The organism is Streptomyces sp. NPDC013455 (assembly GCF_040632975.1).
Lineage (GTDB): Bacteria > Actinomycetota > Actinomycetes > Streptomycetales > Streptomycetaceae > Streptomyces.
In genome coordinates this window covers 293,668-310,462 of the sequence record NZ_JBEYCX010000005.1, presented here as the reverse complement: position 1 = coordinate 310,462, position 16,795 = coordinate 293,668, and the positions used below count along the sequence as shown (strand labels likewise).

The window sequence follows — 16,795 nt, the reverse complement described above, 5'->3', positions numbered from 1 at the left end:
CCTCGTTTCGTCAGGTGTGACGTGTCCGGTAGCGGGCGGTGAACCGGGCGGTGATGTCCGCCGGGTGGTACGGGACCCGAGGGGGCGGTGGTGCCGAGCCGGCTGCCGTGCGTACGTGGATGAACCCGGGCTGCTTCGCACCGATCGCCTCCGAGAGCGCCGCGGAGAACGCCGCGGGATCCGTCACCGACACGGCCGTGGCGTACCGGGCGGCTCGGGCGAGTCCGACGAAGGAGAAGCCGGGCGCGGGCGACCGCTGCCCGCCTGTGCTCTCGTAGACCTGGTTGTCGAGGACGATGTGCACGAGCGGCCCGCGTGCGGCCGGGGCCAGCGCCATGGCGGACATGCCCATGAGGGTGTTCCCGTCGCCCTCGACCGCGAGCGCGGTCCTGCCCGACCACCGGGAGAACCCGATGGCCAGGGGCAGCGCGAGGCCCATGCTGCCCATCATGTAGAAGTTCTCGTCCCGGTCGGCGATCGCGTGCAGTGCCCGCGGGTTGAGCCCGTTGCCGATGAACACGGCCGCGTTCCCGGCCTCGGCCGTGCGGGCGATCCGGGCGAGGGCGTCGTCTCTGGTCAGCATCCGGTCTCACTCACCTTCCGGGGCGCACAGCACCGCGACGGGGCCGCGGACGAGGGCCGCTTCCTTCAGCGCCACGCGCAGTTGTTCCGCGAGGTCCGCGGTGTCGCCGAACCGGCACCGCAGGGCCGGGATGCCGAGGGCCTGGAGCATGGCGGGGGCCGGCTGGCCGATCACGTTGTGGTGGGGCACGTCGCGGCCGTCGTGTCCGGCCCAGGAGACGAGCAGCACCACCGGGACGCGGTAGACCAGCGCGAGGCTGGTCAGGGCGTCGACGCAGGTGCCGAGCCCGGCGCTCTTCATGAATACCAGCGGTGTGGCACCGGCGAGGTGAGCCCCGACCGCCAGGCCGACGCAGTTGTCCTCGCGTGTCCCGGGCAGGAAGCACTCGTCGGCCCGCTCGTGCGCGGCCAGCGCGTTCAGGAAACCGGCCAGATAGGAGTCCGGCACGCCTGTGATGAAGTCGAATCCCGCTGAGAAGACCTCGTCGATCAGCGCGGAGTTCTCAGCTGCCTGTTGTGTGGTGTCCACGTTCAAGACCGTGTCTCCCGTCGGCCGGCGATGGCTTCGCTCACCCGGCACCGGTGTGCGCGCCGGATGCCGGTGTCCCTTTCGGTCCGCCGCCCCGGGCGGCGGGCCCTCACCACGGGGTGAGGCCCCCGCCGAGGTCGGTGACCCAGATGTCGCGCTGCGCGCCGTGGCACCCCCGCCACTTCTTGCTCTGCTCGTAACCGAGGCCGTAGTCGATCACCCGGACCCCCTCGGTCTGGGCGGCGCGGACCGGGGCGTAGAACATCACGTCGAAGTACGTCCTGCGGGAGGCCGGGTTGGTGTAGTCGAATCCGCACCAGAACACGTGCCACTGGTCGCCGTACACGATGAAGAGACTGAAGGCCACGATGTCTCCGTCGGCCGTGGCACAGCGGAAGAGGCGGAGGCGGTCCGCGGGGAAGAGCGCGACGAGCCGGTCGAGCCTGGACCACTCCACATCCCGGCTGCTGTATCCGCCGTACTTCGCGACGAGGTTCATCCGCAGCCGTACTTCCGTGGCCCCGAGCCCGGCCGCGTCGGCGCGTGTCGTGCGAACCCCGGCGCCCGCCAGGTCGCGCAGGTCCCAGCGGACCTTCTGCCGGCTCGTCTTGCGCAGGCCGGCGACGTAGTCGTCGAAGCCTCCCGCCGGGACGTCGAGAACGGACCGCACCGTGCCGCGTCGCCGGTGCCAGGTCGCCTCGGCGTCCAGCGCCGCGGGCAGCGCGGTGCCGGCCGCGTAGAGCACGGCCGCGCAGACCGCGCCCGCCCGGCGCGCCCACCGGGTGACCTCGGCGAGGAGGCCACGGACCGCTTCCTCCCCGGGCTGCCCCGGGGTGACCACGTCGCAGTCGTAGCCGGGCTGCACGATCGCGAGGAACGGGAAGCAGGCGGCCCGCTCGGGCCCCCGTGCGGGCGGTCTCCCCTGGTCGGGGAAGACGGGAGGGTCCCGCCACAGCAGGTCGTGGATGTTGAAGGACTCGTAGCAGTCGGGGTCCTCGATGAGATAGCCGGTGGTCGCGGCGACGGTGACGCCGTCCTGTACGAGCCGGAAGAAATGGCCGCGGCCGGGCGGCCGGTCGCCCATCATCTTCAGCCACGCGGGCGAGGTGAGGAAGGTGCGGTCGGGCCACTGGTCCGGGAGTTCCTCGTCGACCACGAGAACCGGGGCCTGGGTGCGGACGGCTGCCGTATCGGGTCGTGTCACTGTTTCTCCCAGCGGACAGGGCAATTCCCGCTCAGCGGTTGGCCGTCGACCTCGGGGAAATACTGTTTCCATTTCTCTGCCGTGGAACCCTGGCCGTCCCCGGCGTCCGCGAGAAGGGGAACGTCCTCGTACTCGGCAAGGCTCCGGCGGATACGTTTCTTCGCCGCGCGGCCGGCTGCCGTGGAACCGCTGATGGACGTGAAGACGCTTCTGCACTGCACGCCGATCACCAAACATTCACCCAGCGTCCGGCTTCGGCGTGGGCCATAGGCGGGGCAGGTGCCGAAGGTGAAGAGCGGTTCTCCCGCGAAGGCGAATTCCCATTTCGGGTCCTGCGGGTCGTCCGGAACTCCGGCCGGCCACGGATGCCGGTCGTGTTCGTGCAGGGCCGAGAGCATGCGCCAGAAGCACTCCCGGTACCCGGCGAAATCCCTGTGCGCCTGGGGAGGCCCGGCCATGATGAGCAGGGAGAGACGTTCTTCCGGCAGAGCGCGTTGTTTCTCGACGAACGCTTCGAGATCACGCGCCACGGCCTTCGCCTCGTCCGCGAAGTCGTGGTCCAGATCCCAGTAGGTGTAGTGGTTGGTTCCCTTGTTCTCGCCGATGGACCCGAAGTGGCAGGGGTACGGGGCGGGATGGACGCCGAGGAGGGTGCCGCGCACTCGGCGCCGTTCTTCCACGGCCCATCGCGGGGTGCCGTGCGGCATCGCCCCCTCCGCGCCGGCCCAGAGCCGTGCCGTCGCCGCCTCAGCCATGAGCCGCGGGTTCGGTGCCGGAGTGGGTGAGCTGCGCAGCGACCGCCGAGCGACCGGACTCCCGCGGGTCCTCGACGGGGTCGAGGGGCGGGAAGTACTGGCAGGTCGTGAGCACGGCACGGGCCCAGGGGTCGACCGTGATGCCGTGGCCTTCCAGCGTCCGCCACAGCCTGTCCGTGTCCAGCGGCGGTTCGTCGGGGGTGAAGGACGCGGTGAGCGCCTTCCGGAGCAGGAGATCGGCCGACCCGTCCAGGCTCTTCGCCATCGCGGTGACGAATTCCCCGCTCAGCGGGCCCCCGTCGAGCGCGGCCAGGCGCTGCGCCATGGGTGCGCCCTCCGGCTGAGGCAGGAGTTCCCACAGGTGCGCGACGAGGCCGCGCCTGAGCTGGTCGCGGACCTGGAGGAAGCCCCGGCTCTCGCCGGTACCGGGCGGGCTGTCGAGGAGACCGGCGAGCACGCGCGCCCCAGGGGTGCTCAGGCGGGTGGGGGACTCGGGCAGCTCGCTGGGGCCCGGGTTGTTCCAGTCCCTGACGAAGAAGGTCTGCCAGTCGAGTTCGGCCTCTTCGGGGCTGTCCGAGGCGTGCAGGAGCCCGAGGATCGTGTTGACGGCACCGAAGCGGAGCCGCAAGGAGGAACGGGACGCCTTTTCCAGCGGGCCGGACCCCTTGAGCCGGGTGAACTGCTGGTGGATGCCGGGGGAACCCCGCAGGAGGAGCGCCAGCGAGGGGCCGAGACCGTAGAGTGCGTCGATTGCGCGGTACCGGTAGGTGCCGAAATATATTCGTTTGCGGGCGAGGTCGTCGTAGATGGTGTCCAACAGCAGACTGCCTGGTTGCACGACCCGCGCCGCTAATTCCTCGCAGCCGGAGAGCAGCACTTCGTCCACGATGCGGCGACCCACACCACGAATGAAGGAATCCGGGCTCACCACCACCACGACACTGCGGGACCAGTCCACAGTTCTTCGCATCCTTTCACACTTGCGTGAACGACTTGCAATAGCGCGTGTTCTGCTGGCAGGTGTAGTCGAGGACGAAAGTACGGCCCATCTCGGGCGCGGGCCGGCGCCATGGAATAACGGCGCCCGACGCCGGCTCGTGACACGTGGGGCAGCCGCCGTGCGACGCCCGGGAATTGTGGCGCTGTGCTCCGACGGTGCCGGATTCCCCCTGGGGTTATCCGGTGTACGTGTCACTTATTCACGTAAAGCTAAGTAGTCACATCTGGTTGGTCAACGGGTTTGACAGGTGAGGCAGGGGAGTCAAGCCATCCTGCCCCACAGGCACCTTGCGTTGACTTTGTCCTCTATTATCACGGTGTCAACTGGGGGTTCATCGGGCCGCCGACCGCGATGCGGTGTGATCTTCACGGAGCATCACCCTGAATGTGCGGATTTGGCCAGGCGGACAGTTGACGGCCGAATATGCACGTCGCAACCTTACGGTTTGTTCCGTACGCCCCTTGCGTTTACCTACGGAGCGTTTCGCCGCATCAGCCCTGCCGCAGGACGTCCAGCACGGCCCTCGCGGTGTCGATGTGGCGGTGTCCGGGCTCGAGCGCGCGCTGCGCCTGAGCGAGGATCCGGGTGAGTTCTCCGGCCGCCTCCGCGATACGGCCCTCGGCGATCAGCGTCTGGCACCTCGGGAGGCGGGAGTGCACCAGGTGCGGGTGGCCGGCGCCGAGGACCCGGCTGCGGTCGGTACCAGCCGGGTGAACGCCGCCACCGCCTCGCCCGTCCGGCCTGCCCGGGCGGCGAAGGCCGCCGCGGTGCTCACGATGGCGAGTGTGTGCGGATCGCCCGGTCCGAGGCATCGCTGCGCATCACGAACGCCAATTGGTGCCGGTGTGGTCCGCCACGAGGCCGTACACGGCCGTCCACGCCTGTGATCCGGTGGCGACGTCCACGAGCATCACGCCGGTGCCGGTGGTCATGGCGGCCGCTCCGGTTCCGGTGGCGAGGGGGCCGGTCGTCCAGGTGGCGGCGAGTGCCAGCGCACAGGCTCCGGTCGCGACGGCTGTCAGGTACCTCGGCCAGCCCCGGCCCGGGCCGCTTCCCTGCCGCGGAAATGGCAACACGCCCGCCCCCATCGCGTGATGTGGCTGCCCATTGTTTCCGTACCGCATCGGCGATGTCGGCAGGTCCGCGCGCGCCCGCCCGGTGAGCGCCCGGCACATGGTGCGTACCCTTGTTCCGTGTGCCGAGCGCGCCACCGAGTACGGCGAGGTCGTCGAACCACCGGGCCGGGGCCGGCGCGCTGCCGTCGTCGGCGAAGCTGCACGCCGTCGAGTAACGGAGCATCACATGTGGGACATTCTCCTCGCCGTCGGAGCCGGCCTGCTGGCCACCTGGCTGGCCCTGCTGATCGCCCTGCTCGTGATCCGCCCCAAGGGACCCCTGCTGGCCGAAGCCGTACGCCTCTTGCCGGACCTGGTCCGACTGCTGCGCCGCCTCGCCGCGGACCCGGCACTGCCCCGCGGCGTACGGATCCGCATCGGCGCGCTGATGGTCTACCTGGCGCTGCCCATCGACCTGATCCCCGACTTCCTGCCCGTCATCGGATACGCCGACGACGCCATCATCGTCGCCTGCACCCTGCGCTCCGTCGTCCGCCGAGCCGGCATCGACGCCGTCCGCGCACACTGGCCCGGCACCGACGACGGCTTCGCCGCCCTGGCCCGCCTCGCCGGACTCCGGCGCACAGGGCACGACGCCGGGCCGAGCTGATCACCACCCGGGGTTCCTCCGGTCTCGGTGTCGTACCCGCCTCCTATGCTCCTGCGATGACGTCTTACGAAGGCACGCATCCCACCGTCCCGGTCCGGGTGGGTGACCGCCACGCGCAGATCGACGAACGACTCGCCCCCACGATCCAGGCGATCTGGGAGTGCGGTCTCGACACGTTCACCTGTTGCCAGGACCTGGCCGAGAGCAACGCGAGCTGGCCGGAGAAGCTGCCGCACATGGCGCAGTGGGTGGAGTCCCACCGCGGCTGGATGCTCATCGACTTCCCGGTCGACAGCGGCCTCGCCTTCCTCTCGGCCGTGGCGAACGCCGGTCCGCGGGACGCCTTCTACGTGAGGATGACTCACTGGGCCGCCCCGGACGCCTGGAAGGTGACGATCAAGCCGATGGACGCGGCGATGTTCCGCGCCGACCAGCCCTCGGACTTCGGCCTGCGACTGCTCCAGGTGAGCTTCCCCGGCTACGACCTGCCGGAACTGACCCGGCGCCTTCGCGAACACGCCGCGGGCCGTACGGTGCCGCCGGCCCCCGCCGACTGGAGCACCGTCGGCCGCTAGGTGTACTCGCTGGGTCGACGAGTTTCACGGTGACGGTCGCCACGATCGCGTCGTGTATCAGCTTGAGGAGTTCGTCGCGGTTGGCCACGTGGAGGACCGGCCGAGCTGAAAGCTGCGGTACGGACTGGTGACGGCGGGCGTCGGATCGCCTCGGCGGATGACTTCGATGGCTGGTCCGCGGAGCAGCCGGCGGCAGAGCCGGCCTCATTGTTCACCGTCGTGGTCGGTACAGATGGTGTGCTCCGGCTGGCGCCGCGGCGACGGTACCCGCCCCCTGCCCCGCGGAGCCGCCGGCGAGTCGCCGCAAGGCCGAGCGCTACGCTCTGGGTCGCTCCCCCCGCCCATGCCATTCCCCAGCCCGAGAGTACGTGCCGTGGAAATCGAAGACAGACTGCCCTTGACGGTCGACGCCGATACGGAGCGCCGCCGGTGGACGCTCGGCGCGCCGCCTGGAGTGCTGGGCCGGCCGGTCGTGGCCGGCGGCACCGTCTACCTGCCTGTAGCGGACGGACGTCTCGCCGCCGTCGACCCGGACCGCGGCCGAGTGCTGTGGTGCAGCGCGCCGCTCACCGAGCCGGACAGTGCACGTCCGGTGCCAGTGGGCGAGGTCGTCGTGATCCCCGTACAGAGGGAGCACGGGCGCTGTGGGTATGTGGCCCTGGACGCCGTGACCGGCACGGTGCGGTGGAGGCGCATCAAGAGTGACCTGCACCGCGTCGCGGCCGCCGGTTCGACGCTGGTGCTGTGGAACAACACCTACGACGAGCGCGGGAAGATCGCCGGTGTCGACGCGCTGACCGGCGAAGTGCTGTGGGAGAACGAGTTCGATCGGATCTGGCGCCTGCTGGTGCGCGGGGAGCGGGTGATCCTCGACACCGGGGGCCTGCGCGCGCTGGAGGCCCGCAGTGGTGAGGAACTGTGGCGCGAGGGGTACGGCAGCGGCTACGGCAGCCCCCTTCCCGGACCGGGCAGTCCCCAGCCCGGGCAGCAGGGGACGGACGACGCGGCGGTCTTCCACGCATGGAAGGACGGCACCGAGCCCGAACTGTCCCTGCGTGCGTCGGACACCGGTGAACAGCTCGCTGCCACCCGCTTCCCGCGGCGGGCGCTGCGACACTTCTCCCGGCCGCCCGTCCTGCTCGACGGCGGCCGGGCCCTGTTCGCGCAGAGTTACGGCCGGCGCCTGCAGCTCTACGCCCACTCCGGCCTGACCGCGGCCGAGCCCCTGCTGGAATGGCGGCTCGCCCGCTGGCGCTTCACGTCCTTCTCCGAGGACCCGGTCTGCGTCGCCGACTGGGTGTACGCCGTCGCCGGTCGCCGCGACCAGGTGTACGCCGCCCAGTGCGGTGGCGGGTCCGGCCCGCGGCCACTGCCGGTGACCGCGCCGGACGGCCGGGCGGTGACGCTGCCGCGGACGGTCGCCGGCCCGAGTCACCTCTTCCTCTCCGACGGCCGGACCGTCGCCGCGGTCCGGGACGGCCGGGTGCTGTGGACGACGGCCACGGACATGTATGACAGCTGGCCGGTGCCCCTCGGCTCCGACCGCGTGCTGTTTTCCTCGCGCAGCCGGACCGCGGACAGGTACCGGCTGCACTGCGCGGACGCGGAGACCGGCCGCCGTCTCACCTGACCGCGCTCAGCGCGGCATGACGAAGTCCAGGGCGGCGCAGGAAGCGGTCTCCCATAGGTGACCGCTGACCGTCGTCCGCGCAGAGCGTCGCGACGGGCAGGGGGACGTCCACGAGTGCGCCCGCCATGCTGCGGGGCCGGCGGTCCAGGAGCGGCAGCGTGATGCCCGTCGCCTCGTACTCGTCCCTGGCACCCCCGGCGAGGACGACGGTTTCCCGGTGGCCGGCTGGTCGCAATCTGCCTCGCTCCGCCGGACCACCTGAGAGGCGGTCCGGCGAGGTGGTCGACCGGCTCCGATCGGCGACAACCTGGGCGGCGCGGTTCACCGCGCTGGACGAATCGCTCCTCCGAGCTGTCGGCCGCGGCGACCATGCGCGCTGGGTGCGCCCCGAGGTAGCCGAGGCGTGGCGCCGCCTCGTCGCCGCGCGGGGTTGCGTCCACATTGGTGCGGTCGCCGCGGACCTCGGCTGGAGCCGCCGGTACCTCACCGAGCGGTTTCGCGGTGAGGTGGGCCTGTCGCCGAAGACCTTCGCCCGGGTCCTGCGCTTCGAGCACGCGCACGAACTGGCGGCGGCGCGGGACCCGCTCCCGCGGGGCGATGTGGCAACCGTCTCCGGCTACGCCGACCAGGCCCATCTCGTCCGGGACTGGCGCGAGTTCACGGGCCGGTCGCCGACGGCCTGGCGCCGCAGCGAAGTCCTCCTCGGAGCCGGGTAGCCGCCAACCGTCCGCCCGTCGCCCGCTTTCTCTTCCCTTGTCAGCGGGTCCGTGACGGTCACCCGCGACGTGGACGGGGTGCCCGACCGCGTTCTGCTCGGGCCGGGCGAGGCCGCCATCAACCCGGCCGGGGTGTGGCACGTGGTCGACATGGAGGGGCCGACGTCCCTCCTGGCCATCACCGCGACCCTCGGCACCGACCACCGTTCTCGGACCGACACCCGGCCGACCGAACGCGTCGGCACGCCCAGCCCGGAGGAAGCGCCGTGACGACACGCATCGCGTGCCTCGGCGACAGCCTCACCCGCGCGCAGTTCAGCGTCGACTACCTGGATCTTCTCGGACGACGCCACCCTCCCGGTGACGTGCGGCTTGCCCGTTTCGGCGTCAACGCCGGCTTCGCCTACAACCTCTTGCAGCGCCTCGATGCCGTCGTCACGAACCCGCCCGATGTGATCACCGTGTTGATCGGGACCAACGACGCCCGAGCGAGCCTCGCCGGCTACCCCGTCGAGGCTGCCATGAAGCGCAAGAAGCTCCCCGAACGACCGTCGGCCGGCTGGTTCCAGCAGTGTCTGGAGGCCGTCGTCGCACGGCTGCGAGCGGAGACCGACGCGACGATCGGTCTGCCACTCCGGACACGAACCGCAGCCCGTCCGGTCACCAAGACCTCCGGTTGTGGTGGGCGGGCCTGTGCGTCGCGGGATCTCCGACGGGGTCGGGTCGCCGATGAGTTCTCCGTCCTCGCACGGTCCACCCCAGCGATACGACCGTTCTCGACAGGAGTGCCATGTCCACCATCCAGCCAGTGATCGTGACTGCCCAGCTGGACGTTCTGCTCGGCTTCTATACGGAACTGTTCGGCGCCGAGGAGATCTTCCGGGTCCCGGCGGAAGGCCCGGTCTTCTACCTGGGATTGCGGATCGGCGACACCGACCTCGGGCTGGTGGCCAGGGAGGATGCGGGGTCCGGGGCGGCGTCGCGGATCCTGCTCAGCATCGGTGTCGACGACGTCGAGGAGACACTCGGCCGGGTGGCGGCGCTGGGCGGCTCGGTCCGCAGCGGCCCCAACGACATGCCGTGGGGACAGCGCGTCGCCCACGTCGCGGACCCCGACGGCAACCCCGTCAACCTCACCCAGCCGACGCCGGACGCCGACGACTGCTGACTTCGGCGGCGTGCCCTGTCCCGGTCGTTCCCGCTGCCGTGACCCGGCTGGGCGCCGGCTGACCGGTCGCCTCGCTCAGGGACGGCATCGGGATCTACGCTGGGACCCCTTCCGCCCGTCCAGGGAGCAGCGTGCCGCCGTCCTTCGTCCACCGGATCACCAAGTACGATCCCGCCGACCGTGACGAACACGGCTACTACACCGGTGCCGAAGACACGGTCAGTGAACACGGACCGGTGGAAGCGGCGTACCTGGCGGCGATCTCCGCCTTCGCGGAGGCCTCGGGCATCGACCGGCTGGAGATACGCGATCCCTGGGTCACCGGCTCCGTGCATTTCGGCGTGGAGCCGCCGGTCGACGGGCACGGCCTCGGCGGTCTCTTCCCGCCCGACCTGACCGGCTACCACGACGGGGCCGAGGTTTCCCTTCCGGTCGCTCTGGAGCTGGTCCGGGCCATGCTCCGCGACCAGGGCGCCTGGTGCCGGCTGGAGGCGGGGGACGTCCTGTGGGAGGCGCAGGACGGAACGATCGGCCACGCGGTCGTCGACGACACCGAGTACCAGGAGCTCGCGGCCGTGGTGGCCGGGGCCCGGGCGGCCTGTGCCCTGCCCCTGCACTACGACGAACGCCACCCGCTGTTCTGCGCCGTCCTGCCTGACGGCGACGGCGTGGTGCGTGCCCGGTGGTGACGCGGCGGGCGCGCCGAGCATGCCGCTCGATGTGATGCACGAGGGATTGCCGATGAGGTCAGGTGCCACGCTCCGTCACACCACCCGTGGCCTGGCGCCTCAGGCGGCGACAACCGCGTGCCCCTACCCGGCGGAAGGAATCACGCCATGACCACCCCACAGCCCGTCTTCCCCCTGGAACCCACCGCCCTCCATGTGCCCGACGACGTCCTCGACGACCTGCGCACCCGTCTCGCACGGACCCGTCCGCCGCTGGACGAGGGGAACGGAGACTGGTCCTACGGCGTCCCGGACGGCTTTCTGCGTGAGCTGGTCGCCTACTGGCGGGACGACTACGACTGGCGTGCGGCCGAGGCCGCCCTCAACGTCCACGAGCACTACCAGGTGAGCGTCGCCGGTGTCCCGGTGCACTTCCTGCGCAAGCCCGGACGCGGCCCCCGTCCGATCCCGTTGATCCTCACCCACGGCTGGCCGTGGACGTTCTGGCACTGGTCGAAGGTGATCGACCCGCTCGCCGACCCGGCCGCGTTCGGCGGTGACCCCGCCGACGCCTTCGACGTCATCGTGCCGTCCCTGCCCGGCTTCGGTTTCCCCGGCCCGCTCACCGGCTTCCCGGACGTCAACTTCTGGAAGGTCGCCGACCTCTGGCACATCCTGATGACCGAGACCCTGGGGTACGAGAAGTACGCCGCCGGGGGCTGCGACATCGGCGGTCTCGTCTCCAGCCAGCTCGGCCACAAGTACGCCGACGCGCTGTACGGCATCCACATCGGTTCCGGGCTGCCGCTCGACTTCTTCAGCGGCCCCCGCGCCTGGGACTTCGCCCGCAACCGGCCCCTCGGCGACGACCAGCCCGCCGGCGTCCGCGCCCGGTTGATCGAGCTGGACCACCGCTGGGCGTCCCACCTCGCCGTGCACATGCTCGACGGCGCCACCCTGGCCCACGGGCTGAGCGACTCTCCCGCCGGGCTGCTCGCCTGGCTGCTGGAGCGGTGGAACGCCTGGAGCGACAACGGCGGCGACGTCGAGTCCGTCTTCACCAGGGACGACCTGCTCACCCACGCCACGATCTACTGGGTGAACAACTCCATCGCCACGTCGATGCGTTACTACGCCAACGCCAACCGCTACCCCTGGTCCCCCGCCCACGACCGCACCCCGGTCGTGCAGGCCCCGGTCGGCCTCACCTTCGTCACGTACGAGAACCCTCCCGGCATCCACACCGCCGAGGAGCGCGTCCGGGCGTTCGAGACCGGCCCGCAGGCCCAGTGGTTCAACCACGTCAACGTCAACGCCCACGACCACGGCGGCCACTTCATCCCCTGGGAGAACCCCGACGCCTGGGTGGACGATCTGCGCCGCACCTTCCGGGGCCGCAGGAGCTGAACGGCCCTGCGGGCTCGCCCGGCAACGGAACCGGCGCGCGGGTTTCCCTGGGGGTTTCCCGGTTCCTGCCGCAGTGGGCAACAGGAGGAGCCTCGACAGCCGGTGGTGGCGCCGCTCAGTCTCGAAGTGCCGGCGGCTCGGTGATCCCGGCTCGCCCCGGCAGGTCTCCAGCATTCCCTTCGAGGAGGACTCATGATCGTACGCAGGAAGCTCTCCGTCGCCTTGGCCACCGCCGCGCTGGCCACCGGACTGCTCACCGCCGCCGGGCCGGCATCGGCGAAGCCCGCCGGGCCGGCATCGGCGAAGCCCGCCGGTCAGGCCGCTGCCGAGTGCGGGGTCCGCTCCGACGGCAAGCTGTGGTGCGGCAACCGCGCGGGTGCCAAGGGGTATGAGCACCGCTCGTACAGTTCGGCGGTGCGGGGGCCGCTGAACACGTCGTTCAGCTGGTTCGCGTGCTGGGGTCCCGGTGACTACCACGGCGGCGGGAACAACATCTGGTACTGGACGCAGCTCGACAACGGACAGTGGGGCAACGTGCCGGCCGTGGACGTGTACACGTCCGTCGATCCGGCACCGGGTCTGCGTCAGTGCTGAGCCGGCCTCCGGGCGCGTGCGCGGGGCCCGCCTCCTTCGCGGGGGCGGGCCCCGCCGCGTGGTCACGGCGCGTCGGTCCGGCCGGCCAGGCGGCAGGGGCCGGCATCACACCTGGTCACGCACGAGCGAGTACATGAACATGTCCCGGCGTTCGTCCCCCACCTGCTGCCAGCTCCGCAGCAGTCCCTCACGCCGGAACCCGGCGCGCTCGGCCGTGCGCACGGAGGCCGTGTTCCACGGCTCCACCCACAGTTCGAGCCGGGGGATCCGCAGCTCACGCAAGGCCCAGCGGGTCACCGCGTCGACGGCGGCCGCGGCGGCACCCTGGCCACGCGCCGACTTCACGACCCAGTAGCCCAGCGACGCCCGGCCCTGTTCCAGGTCCCGCAGCCACAGCCCCACCTGTCCGACGGGGCGATCCTCGCACTCGACGACGAACGTGTACCCGGCCCTTGTGGTCGCCCGGCTCCACTGCCGTTCGATGAACGCGACGCCCGCCGGCTCGGAATAGGGCGACGGCACCGTCGTGATCAACGGGATGTACTCGTCTTCGGACGCCTCACGGACCAGCGGGAGATCCGAAAGGCGCCACGAGCGAAGCGTGAAGCCACCGGCAGCGGCGAGTTCGGGCACGTGGAGGGGTTGTTCCATCCGCCCATCCTGCCGGGGTTCCGGAGCACCGTGCACCCGGATTCCGGGCGTCTCCGCGCACCCGCCGCTCCCCCGGAACGAGGTGGACCCGGCCGAAGGCCGTGTCGATGTCGCCGTACGTCCGGCGTCCGGCGTCCGGCGTCCGGCGTCCGGCGTCCGGCGTCCGGCGTCCGGCGATCTCAGTGTCGGCGTACCTCGTAGTGGAAACAGCCGAACTCCACCGCTCGGACGTGCACGAGGGCGACTTCCGGGTCGGCGAAAGCCTCCTCCAGCGCGGTGGCCACGGCGGCCTGCGCTTCGTTCGGGTCCCGTGGCAGTCGCACCAGCGCACCGCCCGCGATGCTTCCCCGGGCGGTGTAGCGGCGGACGACGCGTGCCGCCCCGGTCTCGGCGAAGGGATAGCCGGCCAAGGGATCCGGCCCCGCGCACCGGACGGCGTGGATGAAGACCGGTCCCACCTCGTCGTAGGCCCCCGGCGCAGCACCCGTCCGCGCGGCCCACCGCCGCAGCGGCGCGTACGACACCAGGGCGATCCGCTCGCCGGCACGGCTGCGGCGCAGGCAGCAGCGCAGGGGCGCGCCGTCCGTGTCGTGGACGTACGGGCGGGGAACCGCACCGGCGTCGTCACGTTCGCGGAGTTCCGTGAGCACGTCGGGGGCGATGGCCAACGGCCGAGGGGTCACTGTCGTCATGCGTCCAGGCTGCGCGGCGGCAGCCGTCGTCACCGGCGGGAAAGCGACGTCGAGCTCGGCGGTCGGGCCGGCACCGGCGGCGGTGGGCCGAGTCGGCGGCCGGACCGGCTCGGGAGTCGGTTCCTTCGCGGGCCCCGCCCGCCCGGTGCGGCTCTCGTGCGGTGCGACGCGGACGTCCGATGATGGAGTCATGCGCACACGACCCGTCCTCGTCTACGACGGTGACTGCGGCTTCTGCACGGCCTCGGTGGCCGTCGTACGGAGGTGGATCAGACCGCGCTGCGACATCACGGCCCGCCAGTGGGCCGACCTGGAGGCCCTCGGGGTCACTCCGGAGCGGGCCGCGTACGAGGCGCTGTGGATCACCCCCGACGGGAGGGTGCACGGCGGCGCCCGAGCGGTCGCCAAACTGCTGGCGAGCGCGGGCGGTGGCTGGGCCGTCGCGGGAGCGGTCCTCCAGGTGCCGCCGGTACGGTGGGTCGCGCACGGCGTCTACCGCGCCATCGCGCGCAACCGTCACCGGCTACCCGGCAGCACGCCTTCCTGTGCCCTCCCCGGCGACAGGGGCCCGTAGGGGTCTGGCCTGGTGAGGGCTCGCGCGGGGTTACGAGGCCGTCGGTTCGGGTGCGAAGACGGAGATCCGGTCGGTGACGTCCGCGGGCTTGCGCCGTCTCGACGGGCCGGAGCGCTGCGGGGTGCCGATGTACAGGCAGCCCAGCAGGCGTTCCCCGTGGCCCAGACCCAGCAGGCGGCCGATCCGTTCGGACTCGGTGAAGCCGCCGCTGCGCCAGACGCTGCCGAAGCCGCGGGCGTGCAGCAGCAGTGTCAGCGTGCCGGCCATGGCGCTGGTGGCGGCGAGCTGCTCCCATTCGGGGAGGGAGCCGGCGCCACCGGTGTCGTCCGGGAGGGGGGAGAACACCAGCGCGGCGAGGAGTGGTGCTCTCCAGGGCGCGGCTTTCCCGCATGCCCTGCGCGGCCCGGGCTCCGGGCGCTCCTCGGCGAAGCAGCGTCCCAGGGCCGCGCGGCCTTCGTCGCGCACCAGGATCCATCGCCAGGGCCGCAGCCCGTCGTGGTCGGGCGCGGTGGCGGCCGCGCGCAGCAGGTACGCGAACTCCTCGTCACTTGGGGCGGGTTCGAGAAGACGGTGGTCGCCGCGGCGGGTCAGCACCGCCGTCATGACATCCATGGTTGTTCCTCCTCTTCCTGCCGGGATGGTTCAGGGGCCGCCGGGAGGGACGGGCGGGTCCCTCGCGTGCCCCGGCTTCCCGGCCGGGGTGTGCCGGGAGGTCGGCCGGGGGGGCGGGAGAGGCGGTGGCTGGTGTTCGCCCCGCCCGCCCGGGGGGTGTTCGACCCACCCGGGCCGGGGGGCGCGCCCCGCCTCGGCCGAAAGGCCCCGGCGGTGGATCGCGGTGGTCAGGCCAGGGAGCGGATGACCTTCAGCGCCCTGTCGATGTCCTTGGGGAAGTTGACGATGCCGGCCGACAGGCGCACGTGCGAGACGGCGTACGGGGTGCTGCTGGCGATGACCCGGTTGTCGCGGAGGATCTGCACCACGTCCTGCGGCTTGTAGCCCTCCACGTCGAAGCAGACGATGCCCGCGGACAGTTCGGGGTCGAGCGGCGTGTGCAGCGTGACGTGCTTCATGCGCGCCAGACCCTCCTTGATCTGGCTGTTCAGCTCGGCGATCCGGTTCTGGACCCGGGTGCGCCCGATCTGCCGGTGGAAGCGGAAGGCCTCGACGGTGGCCCACTGGTGTTCGTAGGCGAAGAAGCCTCCCGGGCTGACCCACGCGGCCCGGGTCGGGCCGGCCGGCGGGCGGCCCTGCCGCCAGGCGTCGGTCGTCTCGCTGGCCATCAGGCTGGGGATGGTGGGCTGGAGGAGCGCCCAGCTCTCCGGCTTCCCCCAGACGATGCCGGTGCCGTGCGGCCCGAGGATCCACTTGTGCGTACCGGCGGAGAAGAAGTCGCAGCCCATCTTCGCGACGTCCTCGTCCACGACGCCGAAGCCGTGGACCCCGTCCACCACCAGCAGGATGCGGTCGTCTTCGTCGCGGTGGCGGTTCAGGTCGGCGACGGCGGCCGCGATCTTGGCGATGGGCAGCCGCACGCCGGTGCCGGAGTGCACCCAGGTGACGCCGAGGACCCGGGTGTTGGGGCGGACCGCGGCGCGGATCCGGGCTATGGCCCGGTCCACGGAGAAGTTGAGCGACGACTCGTAGAGCGGGATCTTGCGGACGCTCGCGCCCCACTTGTCGGCCGCCAGCCGCATGGACTCGTGGTGCGGGTAGAACTCGTGCGTGGTGGTCAGGATCTCCTGACCGGGCTTCAGGCGCAGGCCGTTGTAGATGAGGGCGAGGCCCATGGTGGTGCTGCTGGTAAGGGCGATCTCGTCCGGCTGTCCGCCGACGTATTCGGCCGCGGCGGCGCACACCCGGCGCCACAGCATGTCCTCGTCGCGGGCGAACATGTTGTCCTCGAGGAAGCTGTAGGGGTTCTCGTCGAACGCCTTCCGGTATTTCTCGATCGCTTCGCGGACGGGCGTCGGGTTCGAGGCGAAGAAGAAATTCGACAGGTGTGCGAGGTCGGGCCGGAGCCGGAACTGCGCGCGGACGGACTTCCAGTCGCCCGGCACGAAGGGCTGGGATGCGGCCTGGGGCGCGGCCGCGGCGCTCCCGTTGGCCGCGGATCCCAGGGCCAGCGCGGAAGCCGCGACACCGGAGCCGGCCAGGACTTTACGACGCGAAAGAGACACGTGCACTCCTCCGTTGTATTTCACAGGGTGGTTTGGGTATCGCCGGACCAAGACAGCGGCGGTGCATCGAAAGCATTTCCAGAGGCGCGCCGCCGAAATTAACAACGCTTCTTCCGGACCGTCAAGGCGGTTATCCGAAACATTTCCG

The 16,795-nt window shown here is 71.3% G+C and carries 19 protein-coding genes and 3 pseudogenes; 11 read left to right on the top strand and 11 right to left on the bottom strand.

Annotation, left to right across the window (positions count from 1 at the left end; genetic code table 11):
- Positions 1 to 10: 10 nt before the first annotated feature.
- From ABZ576_RS11810 to ABZ576_RS11785, 6 genes are all read right to left on the bottom strand, one after another.
- Positions 11 to 583, bottom strand: coding sequence for a thiamine pyrophosphate-dependent enzyme (locus ABZ576_RS11810; protein WP_360739059.1), 573 nt, complete (start codon positions 581 to 583; stop codon positions 11 to 13).
- Between the two features lie 6 nt (positions 584 to 589).
- The gene (locus tag ABZ576_RS11805; RefSeq protein WP_360739057.1) at positions 590 to 1,111 is read right to left on the bottom strand and encodes a thiamine pyrophosphate-binding protein; all 522 of its coding nucleotides are present in this window, start codon (positions 1,109 to 1,111) and stop codon (positions 590 to 592) included.
- 109 nt (positions 1,112 to 1,220) lie between these two features.
- Complete coding sequence (locus ABZ576_RS11800; protein WP_360739056.1) at positions 1,221 to 2,315, bottom strand: GNAT family N-acetyltransferase; 1,095 nt, start codon at positions 2,313 to 2,315, stop codon at positions 1,221 to 1,223.
- Positions 2,312 to 3,070 carry a YqcI/YcgG family protein gene (locus ABZ576_RS11795; protein ID WP_360739055.1) on the bottom strand — a complete coding sequence of 253 codons (759 nt, stop codon included), beginning with the start codon at positions 3,068 to 3,070 and terminating at the stop codon, positions 2,312 to 2,314. The genes ABZ576_RS11800 and ABZ576_RS11795 overlap by 4 nt, the downstream gene beginning before the upstream one ends.
- Entirely contained in the window at positions 3,063 to 4,040 is a 978-nt protein-coding gene (locus tag ABZ576_RS11790; protein WP_360739054.1) for a nucleoside-diphosphate kinase, read from the bottom strand. Before ABZ576_RS11790 ends, ABZ576_RS11795 begins: the two co-directional genes overlap by 8 nt.
- Positions 4,041 to 4,561: 521 nt before the next feature.
- Positions 4,562 to 4,729 carry a hypothetical protein gene (locus tag ABZ576_RS11785; protein WP_360739052.1) on the bottom strand — a complete coding sequence of 56 codons (168 nt, stop codon included), beginning with the start codon at positions 4,727 to 4,729 and terminating at the stop codon, positions 4,562 to 4,564.
- Positions 4,730 to 5,372: 643 nt separating this feature from the next.
- On the opposite strand from ABZ576_RS11785, the gene ABZ576_RS11780 reads away from it, so the two are divergent.
- From ABZ576_RS11780 to ABZ576_RS11770, 3 genes are all read left to right on the top strand, one after another.
- Complete coding sequence (locus ABZ576_RS11780) at positions 5,373 to 5,795, top strand: DUF1232 domain-containing protein (protein WP_360739050.1); 423 nt, start codon at positions 5,373 to 5,375, stop codon at positions 5,793 to 5,795.
- A gap of 56 nt (positions 5,796 to 5,851) precedes the next feature.
- Complete coding sequence (locus tag ABZ576_RS11775; protein WP_360739048.1) at positions 5,852 to 6,370, top strand: hypothetical protein; 519 nt, start codon at positions 5,852 to 5,854, stop codon at positions 6,368 to 6,370.
- A gap of 373 nt (positions 6,371 to 6,743) precedes the next feature.
- On the top strand, positions 6,744 to 8,000 hold the full coding sequence (locus ABZ576_RS11770) for a PQQ-binding-like beta-propeller repeat protein (RefSeq protein WP_360739047.1): 1,257 nt from the start codon (positions 6,744 to 6,746) through the stop codon (positions 7,998 to 8,000).
- Here the strand turns inward: ABZ576_RS11770 and ABZ576_RS11765 are convergent.
- Positions 7,993 to 8,235, bottom strand: coding sequence for a hypothetical protein (locus ABZ576_RS11765; RefSeq protein WP_360739158.1), 243 nt, complete (start codon positions 8,233 to 8,235; stop codon positions 7,993 to 7,995). The genes ABZ576_RS11770 and ABZ576_RS11765 overlap by 8 nt on opposite strands.
- Positions 8,236 to 8,275: 40 nt before the next feature.
- Here ABZ576_RS11765 and ABZ576_RS11760 point away from each other — a divergent pair.
- The 7 genes and pseudogenes from ABZ576_RS11760 to ABZ576_RS11730 all read left to right on the top strand — a co-directional run.
- Positions 8,276 to 8,716: pseudogene (locus tag ABZ576_RS11760) on the top strand (helix-turn-helix domain-containing protein); the annotation flags it as partial.
- Between the two features lie 42 nt (positions 8,717 to 8,758).
- A pseudogene (locus ABZ576_RS11755) lies at positions 8,759 to 8,986 on the top strand (cupin domain-containing protein); the annotation flags it as partial.
- Positions 8,983 to 9,342: pseudogene (locus tag ABZ576_RS11750) on the top strand (GDSL-type esterase/lipase family protein); the annotation flags it as partial. The pseudogenes ABZ576_RS11755 and ABZ576_RS11750, both read left to right, overlap by 4 nt.
- A 164-nt stretch (positions 9,343 to 9,506) precedes the next feature.
- Entirely contained in the window at positions 9,507 to 9,884 is a 378-nt protein-coding gene (locus ABZ576_RS11745) for a VOC family protein (RefSeq protein WP_360739046.1), read from the top strand.
- A gap of 131 nt (positions 9,885 to 10,015) precedes the next feature.
- The gene (locus ABZ576_RS11740) at positions 10,016 to 10,573 is read left to right on the top strand and encodes a hypothetical protein (RefSeq protein ID WP_360739044.1); all 558 of its coding nucleotides are present in this window, start codon (positions 10,016 to 10,018) and stop codon (positions 10,571 to 10,573) included.
- 147 nt (positions 10,574 to 10,720) lie between these two features.
- Positions 10,721 to 11,959, top strand: coding sequence for an epoxide hydrolase (locus ABZ576_RS11735; protein ID WP_360739042.1), 1,239 nt, complete (start codon positions 10,721 to 10,723; stop codon positions 11,957 to 11,959).
- A gap of 192 nt (positions 11,960 to 12,151) precedes the next feature.
- Positions 12,152 to 12,553, top strand: a complete 402-nt coding sequence (locus tag ABZ576_RS11730; protein ID WP_360739040.1) for a hypothetical protein — start codon at positions 12,152 to 12,154, stop codon at positions 12,551 to 12,553.
- 105 nt (positions 12,554 to 12,658) lie between these two features.
- On the opposite strand, the gene ABZ576_RS11725 is transcribed toward ABZ576_RS11730, so the two are convergent.
- Both ABZ576_RS11725 and ABZ576_RS11720 read right to left on the bottom strand, forming a co-directional pair.
- Positions 12,659 to 13,204: a GNAT family protein gene (locus ABZ576_RS11725; RefSeq protein WP_360739038.1), complete on the bottom strand. Its 546-nt coding sequence runs from the start codon at positions 13,202 to 13,204 to the stop codon at positions 12,659 to 12,661.
- Between the two features lie 179 nt (positions 13,205 to 13,383).
- A complete protein-coding gene (locus ABZ576_RS11720; RefSeq protein WP_360739037.1) occupies positions 13,384 to 13,896 on the bottom strand; it encodes a DUF1203 domain-containing protein in 513 nt (170 codons plus the stop codon).
- 190 nt (positions 13,897 to 14,086) lie between these two features.
- Here ABZ576_RS11720 and ABZ576_RS11715 point away from each other — a divergent pair, with 190 nt between their 5' ends.
- Complete coding sequence (locus tag ABZ576_RS11715) at positions 14,087 to 14,470, top strand: DUF393 domain-containing protein (protein WP_360739036.1); 384 nt, start codon at positions 14,087 to 14,089, stop codon at positions 14,468 to 14,470.
- A 30-nt stretch (positions 14,471 to 14,500) separates the two neighbouring features.
- On the opposite strand, the gene ABZ576_RS11710 is transcribed toward ABZ576_RS11715, so the two are convergent.
- A complete protein-coding gene (locus tag ABZ576_RS11710; RefSeq protein ID WP_360739035.1) occupies positions 14,501 to 15,082 on the bottom strand; it encodes a nitroreductase family protein in 582 nt (193 codons plus the stop codon).
- A gap of 227 nt (positions 15,083 to 15,309) precedes the next feature.
- Positions 15,310 to 16,647 (bottom strand): aminotransferase class V-fold PLP-dependent enzyme, encoded by a 1,338-nt coding sequence (locus ABZ576_RS11705; RefSeq protein ID WP_360739034.1) that lies wholly within the window; start codon positions 16,645 to 16,647, stop codon positions 15,310 to 15,312.
- Positions 16,648 to 16,795 lie beyond the last annotated feature (148 nt).